22 protein-coding genes and 1 other annotated feature are annotated in these 23006 nt (G+C 27.8%); of the genes, 6 read left to right on the forward strand and 16 right to left on the reverse strand.

The window, feature by feature from the left end; genetic code table 11:
- Window positions 1-79: 79 nt before the first annotated feature.
- Both asnA and ACFYH6_RS11025 read right to left on the reverse strand, forming a co-directional pair.
- Window positions 80-1093 (reverse strand): aspartate--ammonia ligase, encoded by a 1014-nt coding sequence (gene asnA, locus ACFYH6_RS11020; protein ID WP_416179934.1) that lies wholly within the window; start codon window positions 1091-1093, stop codon window positions 80-82.
- Window positions 1094-1139: 46 nt separating this feature from the next.
- Window positions 1140-1396: a binding site (T-box leader), on the reverse strand.
- Window positions 1397-1526: 130 nt separating this feature from the next.
- Window positions 1527-1799, reverse strand: a complete 273-nt coding sequence (locus ACFYH6_RS11025) for a metal-sensitive transcriptional regulator (protein ID WP_316344902.1) — start codon at window positions 1797-1799, stop codon at window positions 1527-1529.
- Window positions 1800-1952: 153 nt separating this feature from the next.
- On the opposite strand from ACFYH6_RS11025, the gene ACFYH6_RS11030 reads away from it, so the two are divergent.
- Window positions 1953-3329, forward strand: coding sequence for an aldehyde dehydrogenase (locus ACFYH6_RS11030; protein ID WP_416179935.1), 1377 nt, complete (start codon window positions 1953-1955; stop codon window positions 3327-3329).
- A 79-nt stretch (window positions 3330-3408) separates the two neighbouring features.
- The gene (locus tag ACFYH6_RS11035; RefSeq protein ID WP_416179936.1) at window positions 3409-4575 is read left to right on the forward strand and encodes an iron-containing alcohol dehydrogenase; all 1167 of its coding nucleotides are present in this window, start codon (window positions 3409-3411) and stop codon (window positions 4573-4575) included.
- 141 nt (window positions 4576-4716) lie between these two features.
- On the opposite strand, the gene ACFYH6_RS11040 is transcribed toward ACFYH6_RS11035, so the two are convergent.
- The 3 genes from ACFYH6_RS11040 to ACFYH6_RS11050 form a co-directional block, all read right to left on the reverse strand.
- Complete coding sequence (locus ACFYH6_RS11040) at window positions 4717-5379, reverse strand: TIGR01906 family membrane protein (protein ID WP_416179937.1); 663 nt, start codon at window positions 5377-5379, stop codon at window positions 4717-4719.
- A gap of 117 nt (window positions 5380-5496) precedes the next feature.
- Window positions 5497-6276: an EFR1 family ferrodoxin gene (locus ACFYH6_RS11045; protein ID WP_416179938.1), complete on the reverse strand. Its 780-nt coding sequence runs from the start codon at window positions 6274-6276 to the stop codon at window positions 5497-5499.
- Between the two features lie 175 nt (window positions 6277-6451).
- Window positions 6452-7771 carry an APC family permease gene (locus ACFYH6_RS11050; RefSeq protein ID WP_316344038.1) on the reverse strand — a complete coding sequence of 440 codons (1320 nt, stop codon included), beginning with the start codon at window positions 7769-7771 and terminating at the stop codon, window positions 6452-6454.
- Window positions 7772-8027: 256 nt separating this feature from the next.
- On the opposite strand from ACFYH6_RS11050, the gene ACFYH6_RS11055 reads away from it, so the two are divergent.
- The 4 genes from ACFYH6_RS11055 to ACFYH6_RS11070 all read left to right on the forward strand — a co-directional run bounded on the left by ACFYH6_RS11055 (window position 8028) and on the right by ACFYH6_RS11070 (window position 11456).
- Window positions 8028-9317: an ABC transporter substrate-binding protein gene (locus ACFYH6_RS11055; protein ID WP_316344053.1), complete on the forward strand. Its 1290-nt coding sequence runs from the start codon at window positions 8028-8030 to the stop codon at window positions 9315-9317.
- Between the two features lie 70 nt (window positions 9318-9387).
- Entirely contained in the window at window positions 9388-10254 is an 867-nt protein-coding gene (locus ACFYH6_RS11060; RefSeq protein ID WP_316344039.1) for a sugar ABC transporter permease, read from the forward strand.
- The gene (locus ACFYH6_RS11065; protein ID WP_316344040.1) at window positions 10254-11126 is read left to right on the forward strand and encodes a carbohydrate ABC transporter permease; all 873 of its coding nucleotides are present in this window, start codon (window positions 10254-10256) and stop codon (window positions 11124-11126) included. The genes ACFYH6_RS11060 and ACFYH6_RS11065 overlap by 1 nt, the downstream gene beginning before the upstream one ends.
- Window positions 11127-11192: 66 nt before the next feature.
- A complete protein-coding gene (locus tag ACFYH6_RS11070; RefSeq protein ID WP_316344041.1) occupies window positions 11193-11456 on the forward strand; it encodes a DUF1294 domain-containing protein in 264 nt (87 codons plus the stop codon).
- 77 nt (window positions 11457-11533) lie between these two features.
- On the opposite strand, the gene ACFYH6_RS11075 is transcribed toward ACFYH6_RS11070, so the two are convergent.
- From ACFYH6_RS11075 to ACFYH6_RS11125, 11 genes are all read right to left on the reverse strand, one after another.
- Window positions 11534-12160: an ABC-2 transporter permease gene (locus ACFYH6_RS11075; protein WP_416179939.1), complete on the reverse strand. Its 627-nt coding sequence runs from the start codon at window positions 12158-12160 to the stop codon at window positions 11534-11536.
- Window position 12161: 1 nt separating this feature from the next.
- On the reverse strand, window positions 12162-13013 hold the full coding sequence (locus ACFYH6_RS11080) for an ABC transporter ATP-binding protein (protein WP_416179940.1): 852 nt from the start codon (window positions 13011-13013) through the stop codon (window positions 12162-12164).
- 2 nt (window positions 13014-13015) lie between these two features.
- Entirely contained in the window at window positions 13016-13390 is a 375-nt protein-coding gene (locus ACFYH6_RS11085) for a GntR family transcriptional regulator (protein WP_316344044.1), read from the reverse strand.
- A gap of 233 nt (window positions 13391-13623) precedes the next feature.
- A complete protein-coding gene (gene aspS, locus ACFYH6_RS11090; RefSeq protein ID WP_416179941.1) occupies window positions 13624-15408 on the reverse strand; it encodes an aspartate--tRNA ligase in 1785 nt (594 codons plus the stop codon).
- Between the two features lie 17 nt (window positions 15409-15425).
- The gene (gene hisS, locus ACFYH6_RS11095) at window positions 15426-16673 is read right to left on the reverse strand and encodes a histidine--tRNA ligase (RefSeq protein ID WP_416179942.1); all 1248 of its coding nucleotides are present in this window, start codon (window positions 16671-16673) and stop codon (window positions 15426-15428) included.
- A gap of 11 nt (window positions 16674-16684) precedes the next feature.
- On the reverse strand, window positions 16685-18109 hold the full coding sequence (locus tag ACFYH6_RS11100; RefSeq protein ID WP_416179943.1) for a coproporphyrinogen III oxidase: 1425 nt from the start codon (window positions 18107-18109) through the stop codon (window positions 16685-16687).
- A gap of 11 nt (window positions 18110-18120) precedes the next feature.
- Window positions 18121-18723: an MBL fold metallo-hydrolase gene (locus tag ACFYH6_RS11105; protein WP_316344048.1), complete on the reverse strand. Its 603-nt coding sequence runs from the start codon at window positions 18721-18723 to the stop codon at window positions 18121-18123.
- A gap of 19 nt (window positions 18724-18742) precedes the next feature.
- Entirely contained in the window at window positions 18743-19192 is a 450-nt protein-coding gene (gene dtd, locus ACFYH6_RS11110) for a D-aminoacyl-tRNA deacylase (RefSeq protein WP_316344049.1), read from the reverse strand.
- 12 nt (window positions 19193-19204) lie between these two features.
- Window positions 19205-21394 (reverse strand): bifunctional (p)ppGpp synthetase/guanosine-3',5'-bis(diphosphate) 3'-pyrophosphohydrolase, encoded by a 2190-nt coding sequence (locus ACFYH6_RS11115; protein ID WP_316344050.1) that lies wholly within the window; start codon window positions 21392-21394, stop codon window positions 19205-19207.
- A gap of 100 nt (window positions 21395-21494) precedes the next feature.
- Complete coding sequence (locus tag ACFYH6_RS11120; protein WP_316344051.1) at window positions 21495-22013, reverse strand: adenine phosphoribosyltransferase; 519 nt, start codon at window positions 22011-22013, stop codon at window positions 21495-21497.
- Between the two features lie 102 nt (window positions 22014-22115).
- Window positions 22116-22967: a DHH family phosphoesterase gene (locus tag ACFYH6_RS11125; RefSeq protein ID WP_316344052.1), complete on the reverse strand. Its 852-nt coding sequence runs from the start codon at window positions 22965-22967 to the stop codon at window positions 22116-22118.
- Window positions 22968-23006 lie beyond the last annotated feature (39 nt).

Genomic DNA, 23006 nt, shown 5'->3' on the forward strand with positions numbered 1-23006 from the left:
TAAATAATCATTAAATATTGTCAATATTTCTCAAGGTCTAAAAACCTTCATTAATATTAATTTTATCAAATTAAATTGCTTATAATAGTTTTATATCATTATTTCTACATAAGTTAATATTTTTTTCATCCCAAATAGTAGCTTGTACTTCTCCGATATGTGCTTTATTTAAAAAAAACATACAGATTCTAGATTGTCCAATTCCTCCACCAATAGTAAATGGAAGTTCATCCTTTAAAAGCATCTTATGAAAATCCAGTTCCCTTCTATCATCATTTCCTGATACTTTTAGCTGATAATCTAAGGCTTCTTTATCAACTCTTATTCCCATTGAAGATAATTCTACAGCTCTTTCTAATAAAGGATACCAAAATAAAATATCACCATTTAGATTCCAATCATCATAATCTGGACTTCTTCCATCATGCCTTTCTCCAGATTTAAGTAAATCCCCAATTTTCATTATAAATACTGCTTTATGTTCTTTGCATATAGCATCTTCTCTTTCCTTTGCTGAATAATTTGGGTATCTATCCTCTAATTCTTGAGTTGTTATAAAAAATATATCTTCTGGTAATATATCTTCACCTTCTATTAAGTCTTTATGAACAAATTCCTCAGTTCTTTTAAATACTTTATAAATGCTTCTTACTACTTCTTTTAATTTATCTTCATTTCTATCTTCTTTATTAATTATTTTTTCCCAATCCCATTGATCTACATAAACTGAATGTAAATTATCTAGTTCTTCATCTCTTCTAATTGCATTCATATCAGTATATAAGCCTTCCCCTACTTTAAATCCATATCTATATAAGCTTAGTCTTTTCCATTTAGCTAAGGAATGAACTATTTCAACATCTTCACCAGTAGATAATAAATCAAATTTTACTGGTCTTTCTATTCCATTTAAATTATCATTTAAGCCACTTTTGGCATCTACAAACAATGGTGCTGATACTCTAGTTAAATTAAGCTCTTTTGCTAATTCTCTTTCAAAAAAATCCTTAATCCTTTTAATATTGACCTCTGTTTCAATTAATGTTGTGTTGCTTTTATAGCCTTCTGGTATTATTATTCCTTGAATTTCCATGATAATTCCCCCTAATTATTTTTAAAATAAAAAAACTTCCATCCTATAAAAGGATGAAAGTAGTATTCCATGGTGCCACCTAAATTTATTATTAATTTACATTAATAACCTTATCAAGTACATAAGTAAACTTATATACCTTATCACTATAACAGGTGAACCTGATTACTGCCTACTAGTTGTTATCTTTCGGAGTATAGCTCAGAGGTGTTATTCAAATCAACTTTCTTATTCTACTTTCAGCCAAGGTAGAACTCTCTTTGAAGATACATTAATTTTACTTATCCTCTTCATTGCTTTTATTAATTTTATTTTGTTGAAATAAATATATCACCTTATTGCAAAATTGTAAATACTCTTCAGAATATTTTATCAAACTTTCAAATGATATTGAGAAATTATTCTTATTTAATAAAAATAACTTTAAAAAGTTTTACTTTACGAAAGTATTAATTGTCTTTATAAGTTGTTTTAAACTTTCTTGTTCCATTGAACCTTCTTCTATATTTAAACAATTATTGGCGTAATATTCAATTGTTAGACCACCAACTCTATTTATGGCAGATCTAATAGCAGAAATTTGAACTAAAACATCTGAACAACAAACATTTTTCTCCATCATACCTTGAATACCTTTAACTTGACCTTCAATTCTTCTAAGTCTATTGACTATATCTTTTCTCAGCTTTTCATTCTCTTCGTCCATTTTTATTCCTCCATATTAATATACCTCTATAGGGTATCTTTATTTTATCATTTATTTACCTGTCTTTCAATTGATTAAAGGATTTTAATTAATATTTTATTGAATAAAAGTGGTATAATATATATATTATTTTAATTAACTACGGAGGGTATTATGGAAGAAATTTTAAATATATTTAATAAGCAAAAAGAGTTTTTTAATAACAATGAAACTCTAGATATTAATTTTAGAATTAATACATTAAAAAAACTTAAAATGATAATTAAAGAAAATGAAAATCTTATTATTGAAGCTTTATATAAGGATTTAAGAAAATCAGATTTTGAAGCTTTTGCAACAGAAATAGGTATTATATACGATGAATTAAATCTTCATATAAAAAAATTAAAAAGTTGGGCTAAGAAGGAAAGAAAGAAAACTCCTATTATTCATTTTCCAGCCAAAAGCTATATATACAAAGAACCTTATGGAGTTGCATTAATAATTGGTCCTTTTAATTATCCTTTTCAATTAATTATTTCACCATTAATAGGAGCTATTTCAGCAGGTAATTGTTCAATAATTAAACCATCCGAAAATAGTGTTAACACTGCACTACTTTTAGAAAAGTTAATTAATGAAAACTTCAATGAAAAATATATTAAAGTTGTTAATCCACTTGGTGGTAAGGAAACTGTATCCTATTTATTAGACTTAAAATTTGATTATATATTTTTCACAGGAAGCATAAAAGTTGGAAAGATAATAGCTGAAAAGGCTTCTAAAAATCTTATTCCTATAACTTTAGAGCTAGGTGGTAAAAGCCCTTGTATCATTGATGAAACAGCTAATTTAGATTTAGCTGCAAAACGTATTGTTTGGGGAAAGTTTTTAAATGCTGGACAAACATGTGTTGCACCTGATTATATTTTAATTGAAAAAAGTATTAAAGATTATTTTTTAATGTCATTAAAATCTGAAATTATTAAGCAATTTGGAATTAATATTAAATCTAGCCCTGACTTCCCTAGATTAATAAATAAAGCCTCCTTAGATAGAGTTAAAAGCTATTTAAATGATGGTGACATATATTTTGGTGGTAGCTATAATGACGAAGATTTATATTTGGAACCAACAATTTTAACTAATATAAAAAATGATTCTAAAATTATGGAAGAAGAAATTTTTGGACCTATTTTACCTATTATTGAATATTCCACTATAGATGATGCAATTAATTATATTCGTTCTAAAGAAAAGCCATTAGCCTTATATTATTTTTCAGAAAATAAGAATTCAATAAATAAAGTGTTATCTAATGTTTCTTCTGGTGGAGCTACAGTCAATGATACTATTATCCACGTTGCCTCATCTACTCTTCCTTTTGGTGGTGTTGGGTTAAGTGGAATTGGAGAATACCATGGAAAGGCTAGCTTTGATACTTTTTCCCATAATAAATCTGTTATAGAAAGAGGCACATTTCTAGAACTTCCTTTTAGGTATGCACCATATAAAAACAAGTTATCTCTTTTAAAGAAGCTTATGAAATAATTAACTTTATTATAATTTGAATGATTCCAATATTTAGAGTATTATTAAAATATATATATTTATATTTTAAGGAGGATCTATGAGAAATTTTAATTATAAAAATGGAACTGAAATTATTTTTGGTAAAAATACTGAAGAAAAGGTTGGAAGAGAAATAAAAAAGTATACTAATAAGGTTTTACTTCATTATGGTGGAGGTAGCATAAAAGCAAGTGGTTTATATGATAAAGTTGTTTCTTCACTAAAAGAAGCAAATATTGAAATTATTGAGCTTTCAGGAGTTAAACCAAATCCAAGAGTATCTTTAGTTAGAGAAGGTATTGAACTTTGTAGAAAACATAATATTGATTTCATACTTGCAGTTGGTGGTGGTAGCGTTATAGACTCATCTAAAGCTATAGCAGCTGGAGTAAACTATGATGGAGATGTTTGGGATTTATTTGTAGGAACTCCTATTAATCATACTTGCTTAAAGCTTGCAACTATATTAACAATTCCTGCTGCTGGAAGTGAAACAAGCTCTGGTTGTGTTATTACTAATGAAGATGGGTGGTACAAAAGAAGCTGTGGTCATCCAACCTTAAGACCTGTATTTTCTATTTTAAACCCAGAACTTACCTTTACTTTACCTAAATACCAAACTTCATGTGGTATAGCAGATATGATGGCTCATATACTTGAAAGATACTTTACAAATGAAAAGAATGTAGATTTAACAGATAGATTATGTGAAGCAACCTTAAAAACTATTATGGAAAATGCTTTAAGATTAAATATAAATCCTGATGATTACAATGCCAGAGCTGAAATAATGTTATCTGGAATGGTTGCACATAATGACTCCCTAAGTATGGGAAGAGTTGGTGACTGGGCTACTCATGACATAGAACATGAATTAAGCGGCATTTATGATATAGCTCATGGAGCTGGCCTTTCAATAATTTTCCCAGCTTGGATGAAATATGTTTATAAGCACGACTTAAACAGATTTGTTCAATTTGCTAATAGAGTTTTCAATATAGATACTAATTTTAGTAATCTTGAAGAAACTGCCCTAAAGGGAATTGAAGCTCTTGAAAACTTCTTTACTAAAATAGAACTACCTACAAGATTAAGCCATGTTAATATTACTGATGAGCGTATTGATGAAATGTCTAAAAAGCTTGTTGCTCATTGTGACCATGTAGGAAACTTTGTTGAAATAAGAGCTAAGGAAGCTTTAGAAATTCTTAAGTTAGCTCTATAGTATTTTTAAATTAATAATAAAACTAGAGCTACCAAAAAAGCTCTAGTTTTATTATTCTTATTAATCGAAATAAAATATCTCTTCAAATTTCTTATCTAAAGCTATACAAAGAATAAGTGCAGGTTTTACAGTTAGACTATATTAATACTTTTTAAGTTTTTTCTTCTTATAGTAATAATATAATTTATATACTATTACTGCTATTATAACTAGTGCTACAATAACTAATGAATACAACATGAATACCTCTTCTGGTAACACTTTAATTATAGGATCAGTTCTTTCATCAAAAATCCAATAATCATTATTAAAGAAAATTTTATGGAATATAACAAAAGCCTTAGAAAAATCTATGAACATAGCAGATAATAAAGATATTATTATTACTAATAATGTATTTGCTCCATAATTTAGTTTCTTATAAAGATTTATTTTCTTTCCTTTAAATTTTTTTATTATAAAGGATAAAGCAAAGAATAATCCTATACAAATTGTAATAAGATAAATAGATAAAAATATTTTCTTTACTTCATAAAAATGAATTTCTCCATTTACACTCATAGTAAAATTATTAAAATTTAATTTATCTATAAATGGATTTTGTAAATATCTAATTAAGATACTATAATCCTTTATTAGCATTTCCTTCGAAATATTCCCAAGCTTATCTAATCCGTATTTATCTATTGAGTAATAATAAATAAACTTAGAATTTAAAACAGCAATTGTAGATATTCCTATAGTAAATATTGCTATAAGCATTCCATAAATAATTTTATTTATATTATTAAAAATACTTTTCATATCTGCTCTTCCCCTTATTTTAATTTTATATTTTTAATAATAACATAAAAACTATTATATAAATATAAAAAGAAGACTTATGCCTTCTTTTTCAGTTATAATTTACATTATTTATTTTTAACTAACTATTAAATCTATATTTTCTTTATATTGACTATGCTCTTTTTCTTTATACATTATTGCATTTTTAGGACATGCATTAACGCATCTACAACACATTATACAATTATCTCTAAACTTAATATCTCCGCCAATATTATCTATATTCTTTACTGGACAAATATTAACACACAAATTACATCTATCACAATTCATATTTACAGAAAAGTTAACAGAATTCTTATAAAAATCCTTTGTCTTTATCTTATTCATAGTCCTATAGAAGGTAGCAGATAATTCATTTACTTCTTCCTTCATATAATTATCAGTTAAAAAATTCACCACAGCATTTTTTACTTCTGCTAAAGAATTATCAAATATTTCTCTAATATCCTTACGCGTATTTTTTTTATAACCCTTAGCTAAAGTATAACTATCTGGCATTTGAAAATTTTTAGTCACAATAACCTTGTAATTCTTTTTTAAAAGTTTCTTTTCTAATTCATTAAAGTAAGTCTTTGATTTATCCTTACCAGTTGAAAAAATCATAGTTTTAATTTCATTAGGAGAATCATATAAGTTATCCTCTAAATAATCAATAAATATTTTTGGAATATACTCAAAATATTTAGGAAATCCTAAAATTAAATAATCATAGGACAAATTCTTTAACTCAATTTTTTCTTCAATAGAATATATATCTATTTCACAGCCATTTTTACTAAACTCTTCTCCAATTTTATTCGCAATAAACTTAGTATTCCCTGTTCCACTAAAATATAAAATTATTCCCTTCAAGATAATTCCTCCTAATTAAATAATCTAATATTATGTATTACTACTTTTTGTTCATTTTAAATAATATTATAAACCACTTGGAATAATTTGGGAATAATTTTATATATTCATTTTCTTTCTATTTCTCTCTTAACTCGATAAATAAATTTCAAAACTTTTATATTTATCTTTTTTTCTACTTATTTCTTAATTTCCAAAATAAAATGGCACTTAAAAGCAATAGTCCGCAAATTAATAAGTAAATAAAAAATAATGGATTTGATAAACTACCAAAGAAAATTATAAGAGAACCTACAGTTGCTAAAATAGGATTAATTTTACCTCTAAATAATCCTTTAACTTCTCCACTAACACCCATTCTTAATACTTTAAAATACAATAATATATATAAAAGATAATTAACAGTTATAGATATTTCAGAAATATCCCCATTTGGTAAAAAGTTATACTTTTGAGTTATATAATGTGCTAATAAACAAATTAACGAAATTATAAAAGCAACTAAAGCTGAATATACTGGCATTTCTATAGACTTGTTCACTTTTTTTATTTTTTTGGAATTCGGAAACATATCTCTTATTGCAAGAGCATATGGTATTCTTATATGTCCCATTATTAATCCATTTACTGTACCTAAAATAGATATTACAACAAAGGTTAAAATAATTTTAGCTCCCCAAGCTCCAAATATCATATTAGCAGCTAAATCTACATGGGCATCTCCTAATGCCATTACCTTTTCTGGACCAAGGTAAATACTTATTCCAACAAAATAAAGCACATATAATAAAAGTATAAATAAAGGTGCCATTACTAATGCTTTAGGTAAGTTCTTCTTAGAATCCTTTATTTCATGACCTATTGATGTTGAAATTATCCATCCATCAAAGGAGAAAGCTATAGGTGCAATAGCTGCTATCCAAGATGCTGATTCCATATGAACAACATCTCCTACATTAATATAAGTAGGATTACCAAAAAATACTCCAATAAATGCAATTAATATTAATGGAATAACTTTAATAACAGTTGATGCATTTTGAAAATACCCTCCTAGCTTAGCTGATAATAAATTTAATATGTAAGTCAACACTATTATAACTAAACCAATTATAGTATGAAGGGCTAGTCCACCTTCAATCCCAAATAGCATACATATATATATACCTGCTACCCATGATACAACAGCAATTAATGTAGGATAATATAAAAATGTGTGAAACCATCCAAAGGCACAGGCAATGGATTCATTATATGAATATTCTGCATAAGATATTATTCCTCCGGCCTTTGATTCTCTAGATGCTAGCTCTGAAATAGTTAAACTTCCAAAAATAATACCTAGAGCTGCTATACAAAAGACTATCACTCCCAAACTAATACTACCATTTGTTGCTACAAGTATATTATCACTTTTAAAAAATATACCTGATCCAATTACAATTCCAACAATCATTCCTATGGCTGTAAATAAACCATACTCGTTCTTCTTCATTATTCCACCTCATCTTTAACGTTATAATATAAAATTCCTAAATTCTATGTCCAATATATCATATAAATTAAAAAATAAGAACAAAAAATTATCAATACTTATATTTTTTTTATACTATTTAAATTTAAATTAGTATAAAAGTACAAAACTTTTGTGCTTATTATATACACATTGTACAAACTCATTGAATTTATTATTTTTGTTTTGTAAAATACTTACATTAGCAATTAAATATTATTTTTATTTTATGGGAGGAATTGTAATGAAAAAAGTTTTAGCTACTATTTTAACTGCTTCATTAATGGTGGGTACATTTGTGGGTTGTTCTTCTAATTCTGGAAAAACAGAAAACGATACCAAAAATAATGAAAATAAAGTGGTAAAAGTATTTCAACTTAAAGTTGAAATAAATGATGCTCTACAAAAACTTGCAAAGAAGTATGAAGAAGAAACTGGAGTGAAAGTTGAAGTAACTTCTGTTGGTGGCGGTGCTGACTATGGTGCAGCTTTAAAAGCTGAATTCCAAAAAGGGACAGAACCGGATATATTCATGATTCAAGGAGCTGGTGATTTAGAGGTATGGCAACATAAACTAGATGATCTTTCATCAGAAAAATGGGTTTCAAATGCCTTTGAAGGTACTTTAGACACAGTTAAAAAAGATGGAAAAGTATATGGTATGCCGGTTGCTATAGAAGGATACGGATTAGCATATAATAAAGAAATATTAGATAAAGCATCAATTGATCCTAAATCCATTGATACCTTTGATAAATTAAAAGCTGCTGTAGAAAAACTTGATTCTATGAAAGCAGATTTAGGTTTAGAAAATGTTATTTCATATACTACAAAGGAAACTTGGGTAACAGGAAACCATACTTTTAATATTGGTTTAGCTACTCAAGAAAAACCTGATGAATTTACTAAGAGTTATATTGATGGTACTGCTGACCTTGTTAATAATCAAAATTTTAAAGATTGGATGAATCTTGTAGATTTATTAATTAAATATGGAGGAGGTTCCGCTTTAGATACAATTGATTATAGTACACAAGTTGGAAACTTTGCATTAGGCAAAACTGCATTTCTTCACCAAGGTAACTGGGTAGCTGGTGACTTAGAAGGGTTAGGCGCAAATTTTGATATGGGTTTTGTTCCTCTAGCTATTAATAATGATACTAAAGTAAGTGGAAGCATTCCAGTTGGTGTTCCTATGTATTGGACAGTAAATAAAGATTCAGCAGTAAGTACTGAAGCTAAGGCTTTCCTTGATTGGATGGTAACTAGTGAAACTGGACAAAAAGCATTAATCGAAGATATGAAAATGATTCCCGCATATAATAACTTTAAGATTGAAACTAATGATAAGTTAGCAAAATCTATTACAGAATTCAGTAATGCTGGAAAAACAATTCCTTGGGCATTTACTAATTTACCTGATGGATTCTCTATGGAAAAAATAGGACCTATCTTCTCTAAATATGCTAAGGGTGAAATTGATAAGACTCAAATGCTTGAAGAAATACAAGCATTGACTAAAAAATAATTTAAGTTAATTAAATATCCGCAGGATAAATACCTGTGGATATTTACATATTTATAAAGGGGCTGATTAAATGAAGAAAAAAATAAAAATAAATAAAGGGTTTTGGCTATTTATTGCTCCCTCTTTATTTGCACTAATTATGGTAGTATTAATTCCATTTATTATAGGGATATATTATACTTTTACAAATTGGAATGGAGCTAATCCAAATTACGATTTTGTAGGATTCTCTAATTATGCTAACCTCTTTAAAGATGTGCAATTTATATATTCCTTTAAGATAACTATAATCTATACTATTGCTAGTGTTATTACTATAAATCTATTAGGGTTTGGTTTAGCTTATTTTGTTACTAGAAATTTAAAAACAAAGAATTTTCTCAGAACTGGCTTCTTTATGCCAAATTTAATTGGTGGACTTATTTTAGGTTTTATATGGCAATTTTTATTTAACTCAGTTTTTACATCTGTAGGTTCTAAACTAGGCTCTACTCTATTATCTACTTCTTTATTACAAGAAAGAACAACAGCAATAATAGCTATGCTTATAGTTTCTTCATGGCAATATGCTGGATATATTATGGTTATCTATGTGGCTGCTTTAGAAAACGTACCAACAGATTTAATTGAAGCTAGTAGAATTGATGGAGCTAATGGAATTCAAAGCTTTAAACATATTACTCTGCCTATGGTGGCACCTTCAATTACAATTTGTCTTTTCTTAACACTTGCTAATTCCTTTAAATTATTTGATTTAAATTTCTCATTAACTCCTTTAAAGACAACAGAAATGCTATCTTTAAATATATATAAAGAAGCCTTTGTTTCAAACAGCATGGGAGTAGGACAAGCAAAAGCAATAATATTCTTTATTTTTGTAACTGCTATATCTATAACTCAAGTTTATTTCACTAAGAAAAGGGAGGTTGAAATGTAATGAAATTAAGAGGCAGTAAATTAAAAACATTAAATAGTTATAATTATAAGCTTGGAATACTGGAAGTGTTAGGTTGGCTATTATTATTAATTTATATGATTCCCTTTTATCTTATGATAATAAATTCCTTTAAAACAAGGCGTGAAATTTTTTCTAATACCATAGGTTTTCCTACTGAATGGAATTTTAACAATTATACTACTGCTATTGAAAGAATGGATATTGGCAGTGCTTTCACTAATTCTTTAATAATAACTGCAGTAAGCATATTTTTAATAGTAATATTTTCTTCTATGGCAGCTTGGGCATTAGCTAGAAATAAAACAAAGACAAGTAAAGTTATATTTTATTTATTTGTAAGTGCTATGATAATTCCATTTCAATCTGTAATGCTTCCCTTAGTTAAATGGATGGGTTCAATGAGAATAGAATCTATTAATTTTAGTATGCTAGGTACTCATTATGGCCTAATTTTTATGTATATTGGTTTTGGATCAAGTATGAGTATATTCTTATATCATGGCTTTATAAATAATATTCCTGTAGAAGTTGAAGAAGCAGCAATAATTGATGGTTGCAATAAATGGCAACTCTATTCGAAAATAGTTTTACCTCTTTTAAAACCAATAACTGTAACTGTAATGGTTCTAAACGGGATATGGATATGGAATGACTTCTTGTTACCTTTCCTAACTATAAACGGTAAAATTAATACTATTCCACTTGCAATGAATAACTTCTTTGGGGCCTTTTCTAAGCAATGGGAATTAGCCATGGCAGCATTAATATTAGCTATAATTCCAATTATTATTTTCTACTTCTTTGTACAAAAATATATTATTAAAGGAATTGTTCAAGGTTCAATAAAATAATTTTTTATTTCTATAATAATTAATCCGTTATATAATTATTTTATTAAGACTACTAAGGAGATTGTTATGGAAAATATATTATTGTATTATTTATTCTTAATTAACATTATTGCTTTTATAATTATTTATATAGATAAGCAAAAAGCTATAAAGCATAAATGGAGGATAAGGGAATCTACTTTATTTTTAATATCTATAATAGGAGGAAGCCTAGGTACTCTTATAGGTATGTATACTTTTCGCCATAAAACTAAGCATATAAAGTTTACCTTAGGAATTCCCTTTATTTTAATAGTTCAAATTCTACTTATATATTATTTAAATATATAATAGTAAAAGTACAACTAATTTATAAATATTAAAAGGAATCAAGGACTATAGAAAATAGCTTCTTGATTCCTTTTCTATTATATATCTTTTTTTACGTACATATTTGAAGTAATAAAATATGATGCTAATATTAATGTTACTACACAAAGTGCTATTAGAACTTTAAATATATTATTATTTAAATTAACAGTTGGTAAAAAACTTACTATATTAGTTGAAAATACAACTGGTAAAACAGTTAAAAAAACTAATACTATTCTTGCCTTTTCAAAACCAAATAGTATTTCTAATGGAGTTAATATGCTCATCATAAATATTCCAATTCCTAATAACATAAGCATAAATGCCCATAATGGAACCATAGTAGTTTTATCTAATATATTAAAATACACCATACCTATATATATAATTGCAGAAATAACCATTGATATAAAAGTATTTATAGCTACAAATATATATTTAGATAAAATATATTCCTTACCTCTTATTGGTAATGAGTATATTAAGTAGTTTATTTTACTTTTTTCTTCATAAAATGTAGCATTATAACATGTTGCCATTATAAAAAGAGCACCTGCAAAAGGCAACATATCAGGCTGTATAATTGCCATAAAAATTGCTATAGCAGTAATTAATAACATATATTTTTTTAATGCAAATACAGTTTCAAACTGTAATAATATTAAATTAATAATTCTTCTCATATTATTCCCTCCCTGTATAATAAAGCATTATATCTTCTAATGTAGGTTTTTCATATATTACTTCATTTCCAAAGGCTTCAAAGGCTTTTATTCTATTATCAGTAAGACCTTCAAAATTATATCCAGTTATTTTTATTGATATAAAGAATTTTTCTGTATCTATATCTAATAATTCTCTTTTCCCTTTTATAATAGAGTGATTTTCTAATATTAAATCCTTCTCTCCCTCTAAAATGATTTTACCTTTATAAATGAAAATAATATAATCAGCGCATTTTTCTAAATCACTAGTTATATGTGTTGAATAAAAAATACTGTTATCTTCATTTTCCATTTCCTCTTGTAAAACCTCTAAAAATTCATTTCTAACTATAGGATCTAGATTTGCTGTAGGCTCATCCATAATTAATACTTTTGGCTTTCTAGACAAAGCTATAGCTAATTCAAATTGTTTCTTTTTCCCCTTAGATAACTTACCATAAATTGCAGATTCATCAATATTAAATTTATTAATTAGTTTATTATACAGATCCTCATCCCAATTTTTATAAAATCTAGAAATAGACTTTTTTATGCTTTTAACCTTTGCCTCTTCTAAAAATCCACAGGTATCTCCAACAAAAGATACTTCCTCTTTAATCTTTACATTATTAGTAATATCCTCTCCAAGAACTAAAATTTCTCCAGAATCAACTTTAACCATATTCATTATAGATTTAATTGTAGTTGTTTTTCCTGATCCATTTGGTCCTATAAAGCCAGTTATATATCCTCTTTTTACAATTAATTTTTTTAAATCTAGCTTAAAACTATTATATTTTTTCTCTAATCCCCTTATCTCGATTGCTTCCATAGTTATACCTCCTCAAACAAACTTCTTATTATATCTAAAGTTTCCTCTAAAGTTAAACCTATTGCTTTAGCTGCTATGATTGCTTCTTCTAGTTTATTTTCTATTTCATACATTGCAACTTCTCTCAGCCTCTCATTATTTGCTTCAGCTACAAAGGTTCCTTTCCCAACTACTGTTTTTATAAACCCTTCCTTTTCAAGCTCTTCATAAGCTCTTTTTGTAGTAATAATACTAACCTTTAACTCCTTTGCCAAAGTCCTTATTGATGGCAATGGTTCTCCTGGCTTTAACAGCATATTCACAATTTGATTTTTTATTTGACTTTCTATTTGTTCATATAATGGCACTTGTGAAGAATTACTAATTATTATATTCAAACTTCCACCTCCAAGTGTATATTAAGTGTGTATACTATCTATATACATATATTAATACTTATATACAATCTTGTCAATATTCTTATAAATTATTCCATAAAAAAGATTACTGAAGGAAAGGAATTTATAAAAAAAGAGATAGCTTTATTAAAAACTATCTCTTTGTCTATTTGTAATTTGAAACAAATTACTTCCTAAACTATTATTTACTTTTACTTATTAACTTTTCACTATTACTCTTCTTTTGTATTAATTGAAATTCCTAAATCATCTAATTGTTTTTCATCTACTATGTTAGGAGCTTCACTTAAATAACAATATGCATTTTGGTTCTTAGGGAAGGCTATAACATCCTTAATATTTTCAGTGCCTGCTAAGAACATAACCATTCTATCTAAACCAAAAGCTAAACCGCCATGTGGTGGTGGTCCAAACTTAAAGGCATCTATTAAGAATCCAAATCTTTCCTGTGCTGATTCTTCAGTAAATCCTAAAGCTTTAAACATTCTTTGTTGTAACTTAGAATCATGAATTCTTATTGATCCTCCACCTAGTTCTTCTCCGTTTAATACTAAATCATAAGCCTTTGATCTAACTTCACCAGGATTAGTTTCTATCATATCTAAATCTTCATCCATTGGTGATGTAAATGGATGGTGAGCTGCATGATATCTTCCTTCTTCCTCGTTGTATTCAAATAGAGGGAATTCAGTTATCCAAGTAAAATTAAATTCATTTTTATCCTTAATTAAATCAAATTGCTTAGCTAATTCTAATCTTAATGCACCTAAGCTTTGGAATACTACTGAATTTTTATCAGCAACTATAAATATAGCATCCCCAACTTCTGCATTCATAGTTTTAATTATTGAATTTGTAACATCATCAGTTAAAAATTTAGAAATTGAAGACTTAATTCCATCTTCTTTTATTTGAATCCATGCAAGACCTTTAGCCTTATATGTTTTAACAAATTCACCTAACTTATCTATTGGCTTTCTTCCAAGGTCAGCTCCACCCTTTAGGCAAAGAGCTCTTACAGATCCACCAGTTTCTATTGCTGACTTAAATACTACAAAATCCATATCTTTTACGTCATCTGTAATATTAGTGATTTCCATTCCAAATCTTAAATCTGGCTTATCTGAACCGTATTTTTCCATAGCTTCTTTAAATGTCATTCTCTTTATTGGAAGTTTAACATCTACACCAGCTACTTCTTTAAATACGTGAGCTATTAAGCCTTCATTCATCTTTATTACATCTTCTTCTTCAACAAAACTCATTTCTAAGTCTATTTGAGTAAATTCTGGCTGTCTATTTGCTCTTAAATCTTCATCTCTAAAACATTTAGCTACTTGATAGTATCTATCAAATCCTGATACCATTAATAATTGCTTAAATATTTGAGGTGATTGAGGAAGTGCGTAAAACATTCCTGGATAATTTCTTGAAGGTACAAGATAATCTCTAGCCCCTTCTGGAGTACTCTTAGTTAATATAGGAGTCTCTACTTCTAAGAAGTTATTTGCATCTAAATAATCACGTACTGATTTAGATACTTTGCTTCTAACCATAAATATTTTTTGCATATCAGGTCTTCTAAGATCTAAATATCTATATTTTAATCTTATATTTTCAGCTGCATCTAATCCTTCTTTAATATAGATTGGAGGAGTTTCTGATTCTGATAGAACCTTTAAGCTTTCACACTTAAGCTCAACTAATCCTGTTGGCATATTATGATTTGGAGCTTCTCTTAATACAACTTCTCCTGTTACAGCAATGCAATATTCAGGTCTTACATCTTTAGCCTTTTCAAAAGCCCCTGCATTAATTTCTTCACCAAATACTATTTGCATAATACCTGTTCTATCTCTTAGGTCTATAAATTGAAGACCTCCTAATTTTCTATTTCTTTGTACCCAACCCATTAATGTGATTTTTTGAGAAACATTGTTTTCTCTAACTTCTCCACACATTAGGCTTCTCTTTAATCCATTTAAAGCTTCACCCATTTTTTACTTCCTCCTAACTATTTTATAACTTTTGCTATTTCATTTATATTGTCTAAACTAACTTCAAATTGTTCTCCATCACTCATTCTCTTAAGCTTTAGAGTTTTATTTTGAAGTTCGTCATCACCTATAATAGTTGTAAATAGTGAACCTATTTTATTAGCATATTTCATTTCAGCTTTTATGCTTCTGCCCATATGATTTACTTCTGTTTTTATGCCATTAGCTCTTAGTTTATTTGCTAAAACAAAAGCTTCAGTTTTAGCTTCTTCACCTCTAGCACCAATATAAAGCTCTATAACATCTTCTCTTGGAATTTCTATTCCTTCTTTTTCTAACGTCATTATAAGTCTTTCTAGTCCAAGTCCAAAGCCAACGGCTGGCATTTCTGGTCCACCAATCTCTTCTATTAGCTTATCATATCTACCACCACCACAAACAGTGAAATCATCATTTAATATTTCAAAAATAGTTTTAGTGTAGTAGTCTAAGCCTCTAACTATACCTGGATCTATATTATAGTTAATATTTAAAGCATCTAAATATCTCTTTACTTCAGTAAAATGTGAATCACATTCTTCACATATATAATCTAAAATAATTGGAGCATTTTTTGTAATTTCCTTACAAGTTTTTTCTTTACAATCTAAAATTCTCATTGGATTCTTTTCAAATCTAGTTTTACATATATTGCAAAGATTATCATAATTATCTTCTAAATACTTCTTTAAAGCCTCATTATATTTAGGTCTACATTTTGGACAACCTAAATTGTTTATATTTAAACTTAAGCTTTTTAAGCCTAAATTCTTTAAAGCTTCCATTGCTAAAGAAATAACTTCTGCATCCATAGATGGCTCTTTTGATCCAAAGACTTCAACACCATATTGATGGAATTGTCTAAGTCTTCCTTTTTGAACATTTTCATATCTAAAACATGGAATAATATAATATAGTTTTGTAGGTTGAGCTTCATTAAATAATCTGTTTTCTATAAAAGCTCTAACAGTAGGTGCTGTACCTTCTGGCTTTAATGTAATACTTCTATCTCCTTTGTCATTAAAAGTATACATTTCCTTTTGAACTATATCAGTAGTTTCTCCAACCCCTCTTAAAAATAACTCTGTATGTTCAAATATAGGTGTTCTTATTTCTCTTACCCCGAATGATTTTGAAACTTCTCTTAATACGCCCTCAACATAATGCCATTTATAAGCATCTTGAGGTAACATATCCTTAGTACCCTTAGGTGCTTGGATTTCCATATTATCTCCTCCTATTTAAGGTAAAGTGTATCTAAAAGTTTTCTTTTTTCCTCTACCATTTCCTTAATTCTATTTGCATATTCTTTGATGTCTTTAACATTTCCAAATCTCTCTATTCTATTTTCTTCTAAAAAGACTACTTTAGAAACAGCATCAGCTCCTAATGCAATAATAGTTTGCTTATCTTCTATCATTTGAATATTATAAAGACATTCTTTGCCTTCTTTAGAATATCCCAAATTCTCCATATTTCCAACCATATTTTTTTGTCTATACATATAATATGGTTTTATATCTAAATCCTTTGCTAATTTTCTGCTAATTTCATACATTGAAGAAAGCTCTTCTTGCTTTTTAATTTGTATTCCCTTTTTTAGAATAAAGTTTTCATAAAGAATAGATGCCCTCTTTAATGACAATCCATGAACTGTTAAGCTGTCTGGTCTTAGTTTTAGTATTTCTTCAGCAGTATACTTAGCTTCCTTTATACCTTCGCCAGGAAGACCTATTATCATATCCATATTAATATCATCAAAGCCTATTTCTCTTGCTAAGTTAAACTTTTCTATTACCTCTTTAGATGAATGTCCTCTTCCTATCATCTTTAGTGTATTATCATTCATAGTTTGAGGATTTATACTAATTCTAGTAGTGTTGTATTTTTTCATAGTTTCTAACTTTTCTAAAGTAATACTATCTGGTCTTCCACATTCAACAGTAAATTCAAGTATTTCTCTATTTTCAACAAAAGCTGTATGTATTTCTTTCATTATATGTTCAAATTCATCGTTATTAACTGCAGTGGGAGTTCCCCCTCCAAAATACACACTTTCTATTTTTAATCCTCTTTCATCAACATATTTCTTCATTTCTCTAATTTCGTATGTTAATGCTTCTAAATAAGGATTTACTAACTTCTTATTGCTACCTATTGGATTTGCTGTAAAAGAGCAATAGAAGCATCTAGTTGGACAAAATGCCATTCCTATATAAATAGCAATATTTCTTTCATCTTTATTTACTAGTTCCTTTTCCTTTTTTGCAACTTCAATACAAAGCTTAGCCTTTTCTTCTGAAGCTAAATGCTTTTTATTAAATAATTCTACTATTTCACTTTCATTTTTACCTTCTTCTAAATACTTAAGAGCAATTTTTGAAGGCCTAATACCCACTAGTGTTCCCCATGGATAATAGTCTCCTGTTATTTCTTTAAGAGAAGAAAATATTAATTTCTTTATATCTTCCTTAATATTTTCTTCTAAAAAAGCTTCCTTATAAAAATCCTTATATGAAAATGAAATTTTATTTTCTTCTATATTTACAATATAATCTCCCTTATCTTCAAACTTAATTTCATCTAAAGGATAATATATATTAAACATTTGATATACATCGTATCTGTACTTTAAGTTGTTTAAATTTATTATTATTTCCATTTATTCTCCTTTTACACTAGGAATGGATTTTTCATCCTTTCGTGCATAATAGTAGACTTTGGTCCATGTCCTGGATATACATTAACATTATTATCTAGTGCCATAAGCTTAGTTTCTATACTATTAATAAGTTCATTATAACTTCCACCTAAAAAGTCTGTTCTACCTATAGAAGTATTAAATAAAGTATCACCTGTAAATACATTATCTTCTACTAAAAAGCATGTGCCACCTTTTGTATGTCCTGGAGTGAAAATAGTCTTAAAGCTTAAGTTACCTACCTTTATTTCTTGACCTTCATTTAAATATTTATAGAACTTTGGTAGTTTACCAAATATTCCAGTTGTATCTATATTCATATATTCTTCTTCAGCTTCATTTAAATATACGTCTACTTTATATTTATCTTTCAACTCTTCAACTGCTCCATTATGATCAAAATGGCAATGAGTTAAAAGTATTACATCTATATCAATTCCTAAAGCTTCAATTTCTTTAATAAGATAATTTGCACTTGCTCCTGGATCTATAATAGCAGCTTTATTAGTTTCTTCATCTATTGCTATATAGCAATTAGTTTGAAGGGATCCAAGAGGATATGTTTTTATTTCCATAAACTTTCCTCCTCCTAAACTAAAAATTCTTTTTACTATCTAAAATTATCGTTACTGGTCCATCATTTTGAATATCAACCTTCATATGAGCGCCGAATTCTCCAGTTTCAATTTTTAAATTAGTTTCTCTTAATAATTCAATAAATCTTTCATATAATTCATTAGCTCTATCTCCACCTTCTGCTTCCATAAAATTAGGCCTTCTACCTTTTCTACAATCTCCATATAGAGTAAATTGAGATATAGCTAAAATATCACCTTTAACATCTAAAAGTGAAAGATTCATCTTATCATTTTCATCTTCAAATATTCTTAAATTAACTATTTTATCTTTTAAATATAATAAATCTTCCTCTGTATCTGATTTTGAAAATCCAATTAATAAATTAAGTCCTTTATCTATTGAACCTACAACAGTATTATTTACAATTACCTTTGATGAAGCTACTTTTTGAACTACAACACGCATAATTAATCCTCACTAATTGTTCATTCTATAAACATCCATTACACCTTTAAGTCTTCTTATTTTTCTCATAAGCTCTTTTAATTGTTCAATGGAATCTATCTTTACTTTTATATTTATCATTGCTATATTGCCTTTAGCTGATTTAGCATTTAAAGCATTTAATGGAAGCTTAGATTCAGTTATTACTGTCATAATATCTGATAATATTCCTATTCTATCTTCAGCTCTTACTTGTATTTCTGCAACATAAGCAGCTCCCTTAGATAATCCCCAAGAAACTTCAACTACTTTTCCAGGATCAAAGCTAATTAAAGATTTTAAATTGTTGCAATCACTTCTATGGATAGATACTCCTCTTCCCTTTGTTATATATCCTTGTATATCATCTCCAGGTACTGGGTTACAGCATCTAGCAAATCTAACCATAAGATTGCTAACCCCTTTAACAGTTACTCCATATGAGTTGGCTTGTATAGACTTAGTGTTGTTTTTATCTGTTTTATTTATATGCTCATCAATGGCCTTATTTATATTTTCTATATTATGTTTTTCAACAATATTTTCTTCTTTAAGCTTTGAAATATATGAAGATGCTGATATTTGTCCTATTCCTATAGCAGCATATAAATCCTCCATATTGTGTATATTATATCTCTTAATAGCTTTTTCATAGCTTTCGCCTTTTGCTATTTCTGAATAAATAACACCTTGCTTCTTAAGCTCTTTTTCAAAAGCTTCTTTCCCCTTATCTATATTTTCTTCTTTTTTAATTTTCTTAAACCATTGTCTTATTTTGCTCTTAGCTTGATTACTCTTAGCAATATTTAACCAATCTATATTAGGTCCTTTTGCATTATTAGATGTTAATACTTCTACTATTTCCCCTGTCTTTAAATTATAATCAAGTGGCACTATCTTACCATTTACTTTTGCACCAACACATCTATTTCCAACATCAGTATGAATTCTATAGGCAAAATCTATTGGTGTTGCTTTACTTGGTAAATTTATTACTACTCCCTTTGGAGTAAATACAAATATTTCGTCAGTAAATAAATCTATTTTAAAACCCTCAATAAATTCTTCTGCATCTGATGTTTCTTTTTGCCATTCTAGCATATCTCTTAACCATGCTAACTTATTTTCGAAGGTATTTTCTCTTTCTTCTTGAGTGTCCCCTTCTTTATATTTCCAGTGGGCTGCTATACCATATTCAGCAGTTTTATGCATTTCAAAGGTTCTAATTTGAATCTCAAAGGTTTTGCCTTGAGGCCCTATAACTGTAGTATGAAGAGATTGATACATATTTGGCTTAGGCATAGCTATATAATCTTTAAATCTACCTGGAATAGGCTTATATATTGTGTGAACTATCCCTAATACTCCATAACAATCTTTCACTGTATTAACTAGAATTCTAATTGCTGTTAAGTCAAATATTTGTTCAATACTTTTATTTTTAGTCACCATTTTTTTATAAATACTATAAAAATGCTTTGGTCTTCCATCAATATCACAATCTATTTCTGATTCTTCAAGTTTTTTATATAAATCTTCTTTAATTTCTGATATATATGTTTCTCTTTCAACTCTCTTTTCAGCTATTTCTTTAACTAAATCATAATATTCTTCTTCATGTAAATATCTAAAAGATAAATCTTCAAGTTCCCATTTTATTTTAGAAATACCTAATCTATGAGCTAAAGGTGCATAAATATCTAGAGTTTCTTTAGCTTTTTGTTTTTGCTTTTCCTTTGGCATAAACTTTAATGTTCTTAAATTATGAAGTCTATCTGCAAGCTTTATAATTATCACTCTAATATCCTTTGCCATTGCTAAAAGCATTTTTCTTACATTATCAGCTTGTTGTTCTTCTTTTGTTTTGTACTCTATTTTACCAAGTTTAGTTACCCCTTGAACTAAATCTGCTATTTCTTCATTAAATATATTTTTTATATCATTGTAAGTATATTCTGTATCTTCTATTACATCATGTAGAAGGCCAGCAACAATAGTACTTGTATCCATACCCATTTCAGCCAAAATTATAGCTACATCAATAGGGTGAGTTATATAAGGTTCTCCTGATTCCCTTTTTTGACTTTTATGAGCATCACAAGCTAAATCATATGCTTTTTTTACTATATTTATATCAACATTATTACAATTTTCTTTAATTTTCTGCAATAGGCTTTCATACATATGGGTAATCTCCTTTGATTTAGTCTAAAATAATTGGCTGGTTTTAACAACCAGCCATTTTCTTTTATTATATAATATTTGTCTTTTTATTTCAACAAAATTAGAACTCATAATCAACTAATGACATAACTTCATACTTCTTAAGTTTATCTCTTCCATTAAGACCTGTAAGCTCAATAGCAAAATCTAAACAAACCACTTCTCCACCTGCTAATTCTACAAGTTTTGCTACAGCATCTATTGTTCCGCCAGTTGCTAATAAATCATCTACTATAGCTACTCTCTGTCCCTTTTTAATAGCGTCTTTATGAATTTGTAATGTGTCGCTACCATATTCTAAATCATAAGTGATTGATATTGTTTCTCCAGGTAATTTTCCTGGTTTTCTAACAGGAACAAATCCTACCCCCATAGCATAAGCAACTGGTACTCCATAAATAAATCCTCTTGCTTCTGGTCCAACTATTAAATCTATCTTTTTATCCTTTAAGTGTTCTACCATTTTGTCTATTGAGTACTTTAGAGCTTCACCATCGCCAATAACTGTGGTAATGTCTTTAAAACTAATTCCTTCCTTTGGAAAATTTTCAACTACTCTTATTCTTTCCTTTAGATCCATGATAACTCCTCCATCACTAATAATTATAACCATATAATTATTATAAGCACTTTAGAAAAAAAATACTATAATTATTCTTATTTCAAAGTAATTAATATAAAATTATATAGTCATTTTGGATTTATTTAAATATTTTGTTATTTGTTCAGCTCTATCTTTTTTATTTGTTGTCAATAACTCTATAATAATGCGTGCGTTATCCATCATGGTTACAGCATTTATAGTTGGTGTAATAAGATTAATAATCTTTAATATGCATTCATCATCCATTTGAACCATATCATAATAATCCATTATTGCTCTTAAACCGTAGTTATTTGTATTAATTAAGAACTTTCTACCTTCCTTTAAAATGACTCCATTTTCGCCCTTTAAAGGAACTTCTGCCCATTGTTCTCCTATAAGAATTAAATCTAGATATTTATTTATACTTTTTATATTGTAATATATTGCAATTGCTTGCATTAATTTAAAAGTAATTCCACTTATAGACAAATTCTTATATCTGTAATTGCATCCTCTTTGATTCGGATTTATGTATATATAATTTCTTTCACTATCTACTTCTTTATTTTCCAATACTATCAAATCTATCCCAAGATCCCCACAAAGCTTTTCCTCTTCATCTGACTTTAAATCTAATCCTAGAGTTATTAACAGTTGTCCTCCTAAAAAACTAACATTATTTATTATTTCTTCAGAAGTAATTCTCGAATTAGAATCTTCATCACAGATTACATATTCTATATCTGCATTTAAATACTTTAAAACTAAATGTAAAGAAGATATGGCACATAGTCCATCAACATTTGGCACTCCGTATATAACTATCTTTTTTCTATTATTCACAGCTTCTACCATATGTTCAATTGCTTTGCTCATATTTTTAAGTATAAAGGGATTATATCCAGTAATATAATTTGGACTATAAATACTCTCCCAAAACTTACGCATTATAAACTCCTCCATAAAACTTAAGAAAACACATATATT

This window comes from Clostridium sp. HCS.1, from assembly GCF_047900555.1.
GTDB lineage: Bacteria > Bacillota > Clostridia > Clostridiales > Clostridiaceae > Clostridium.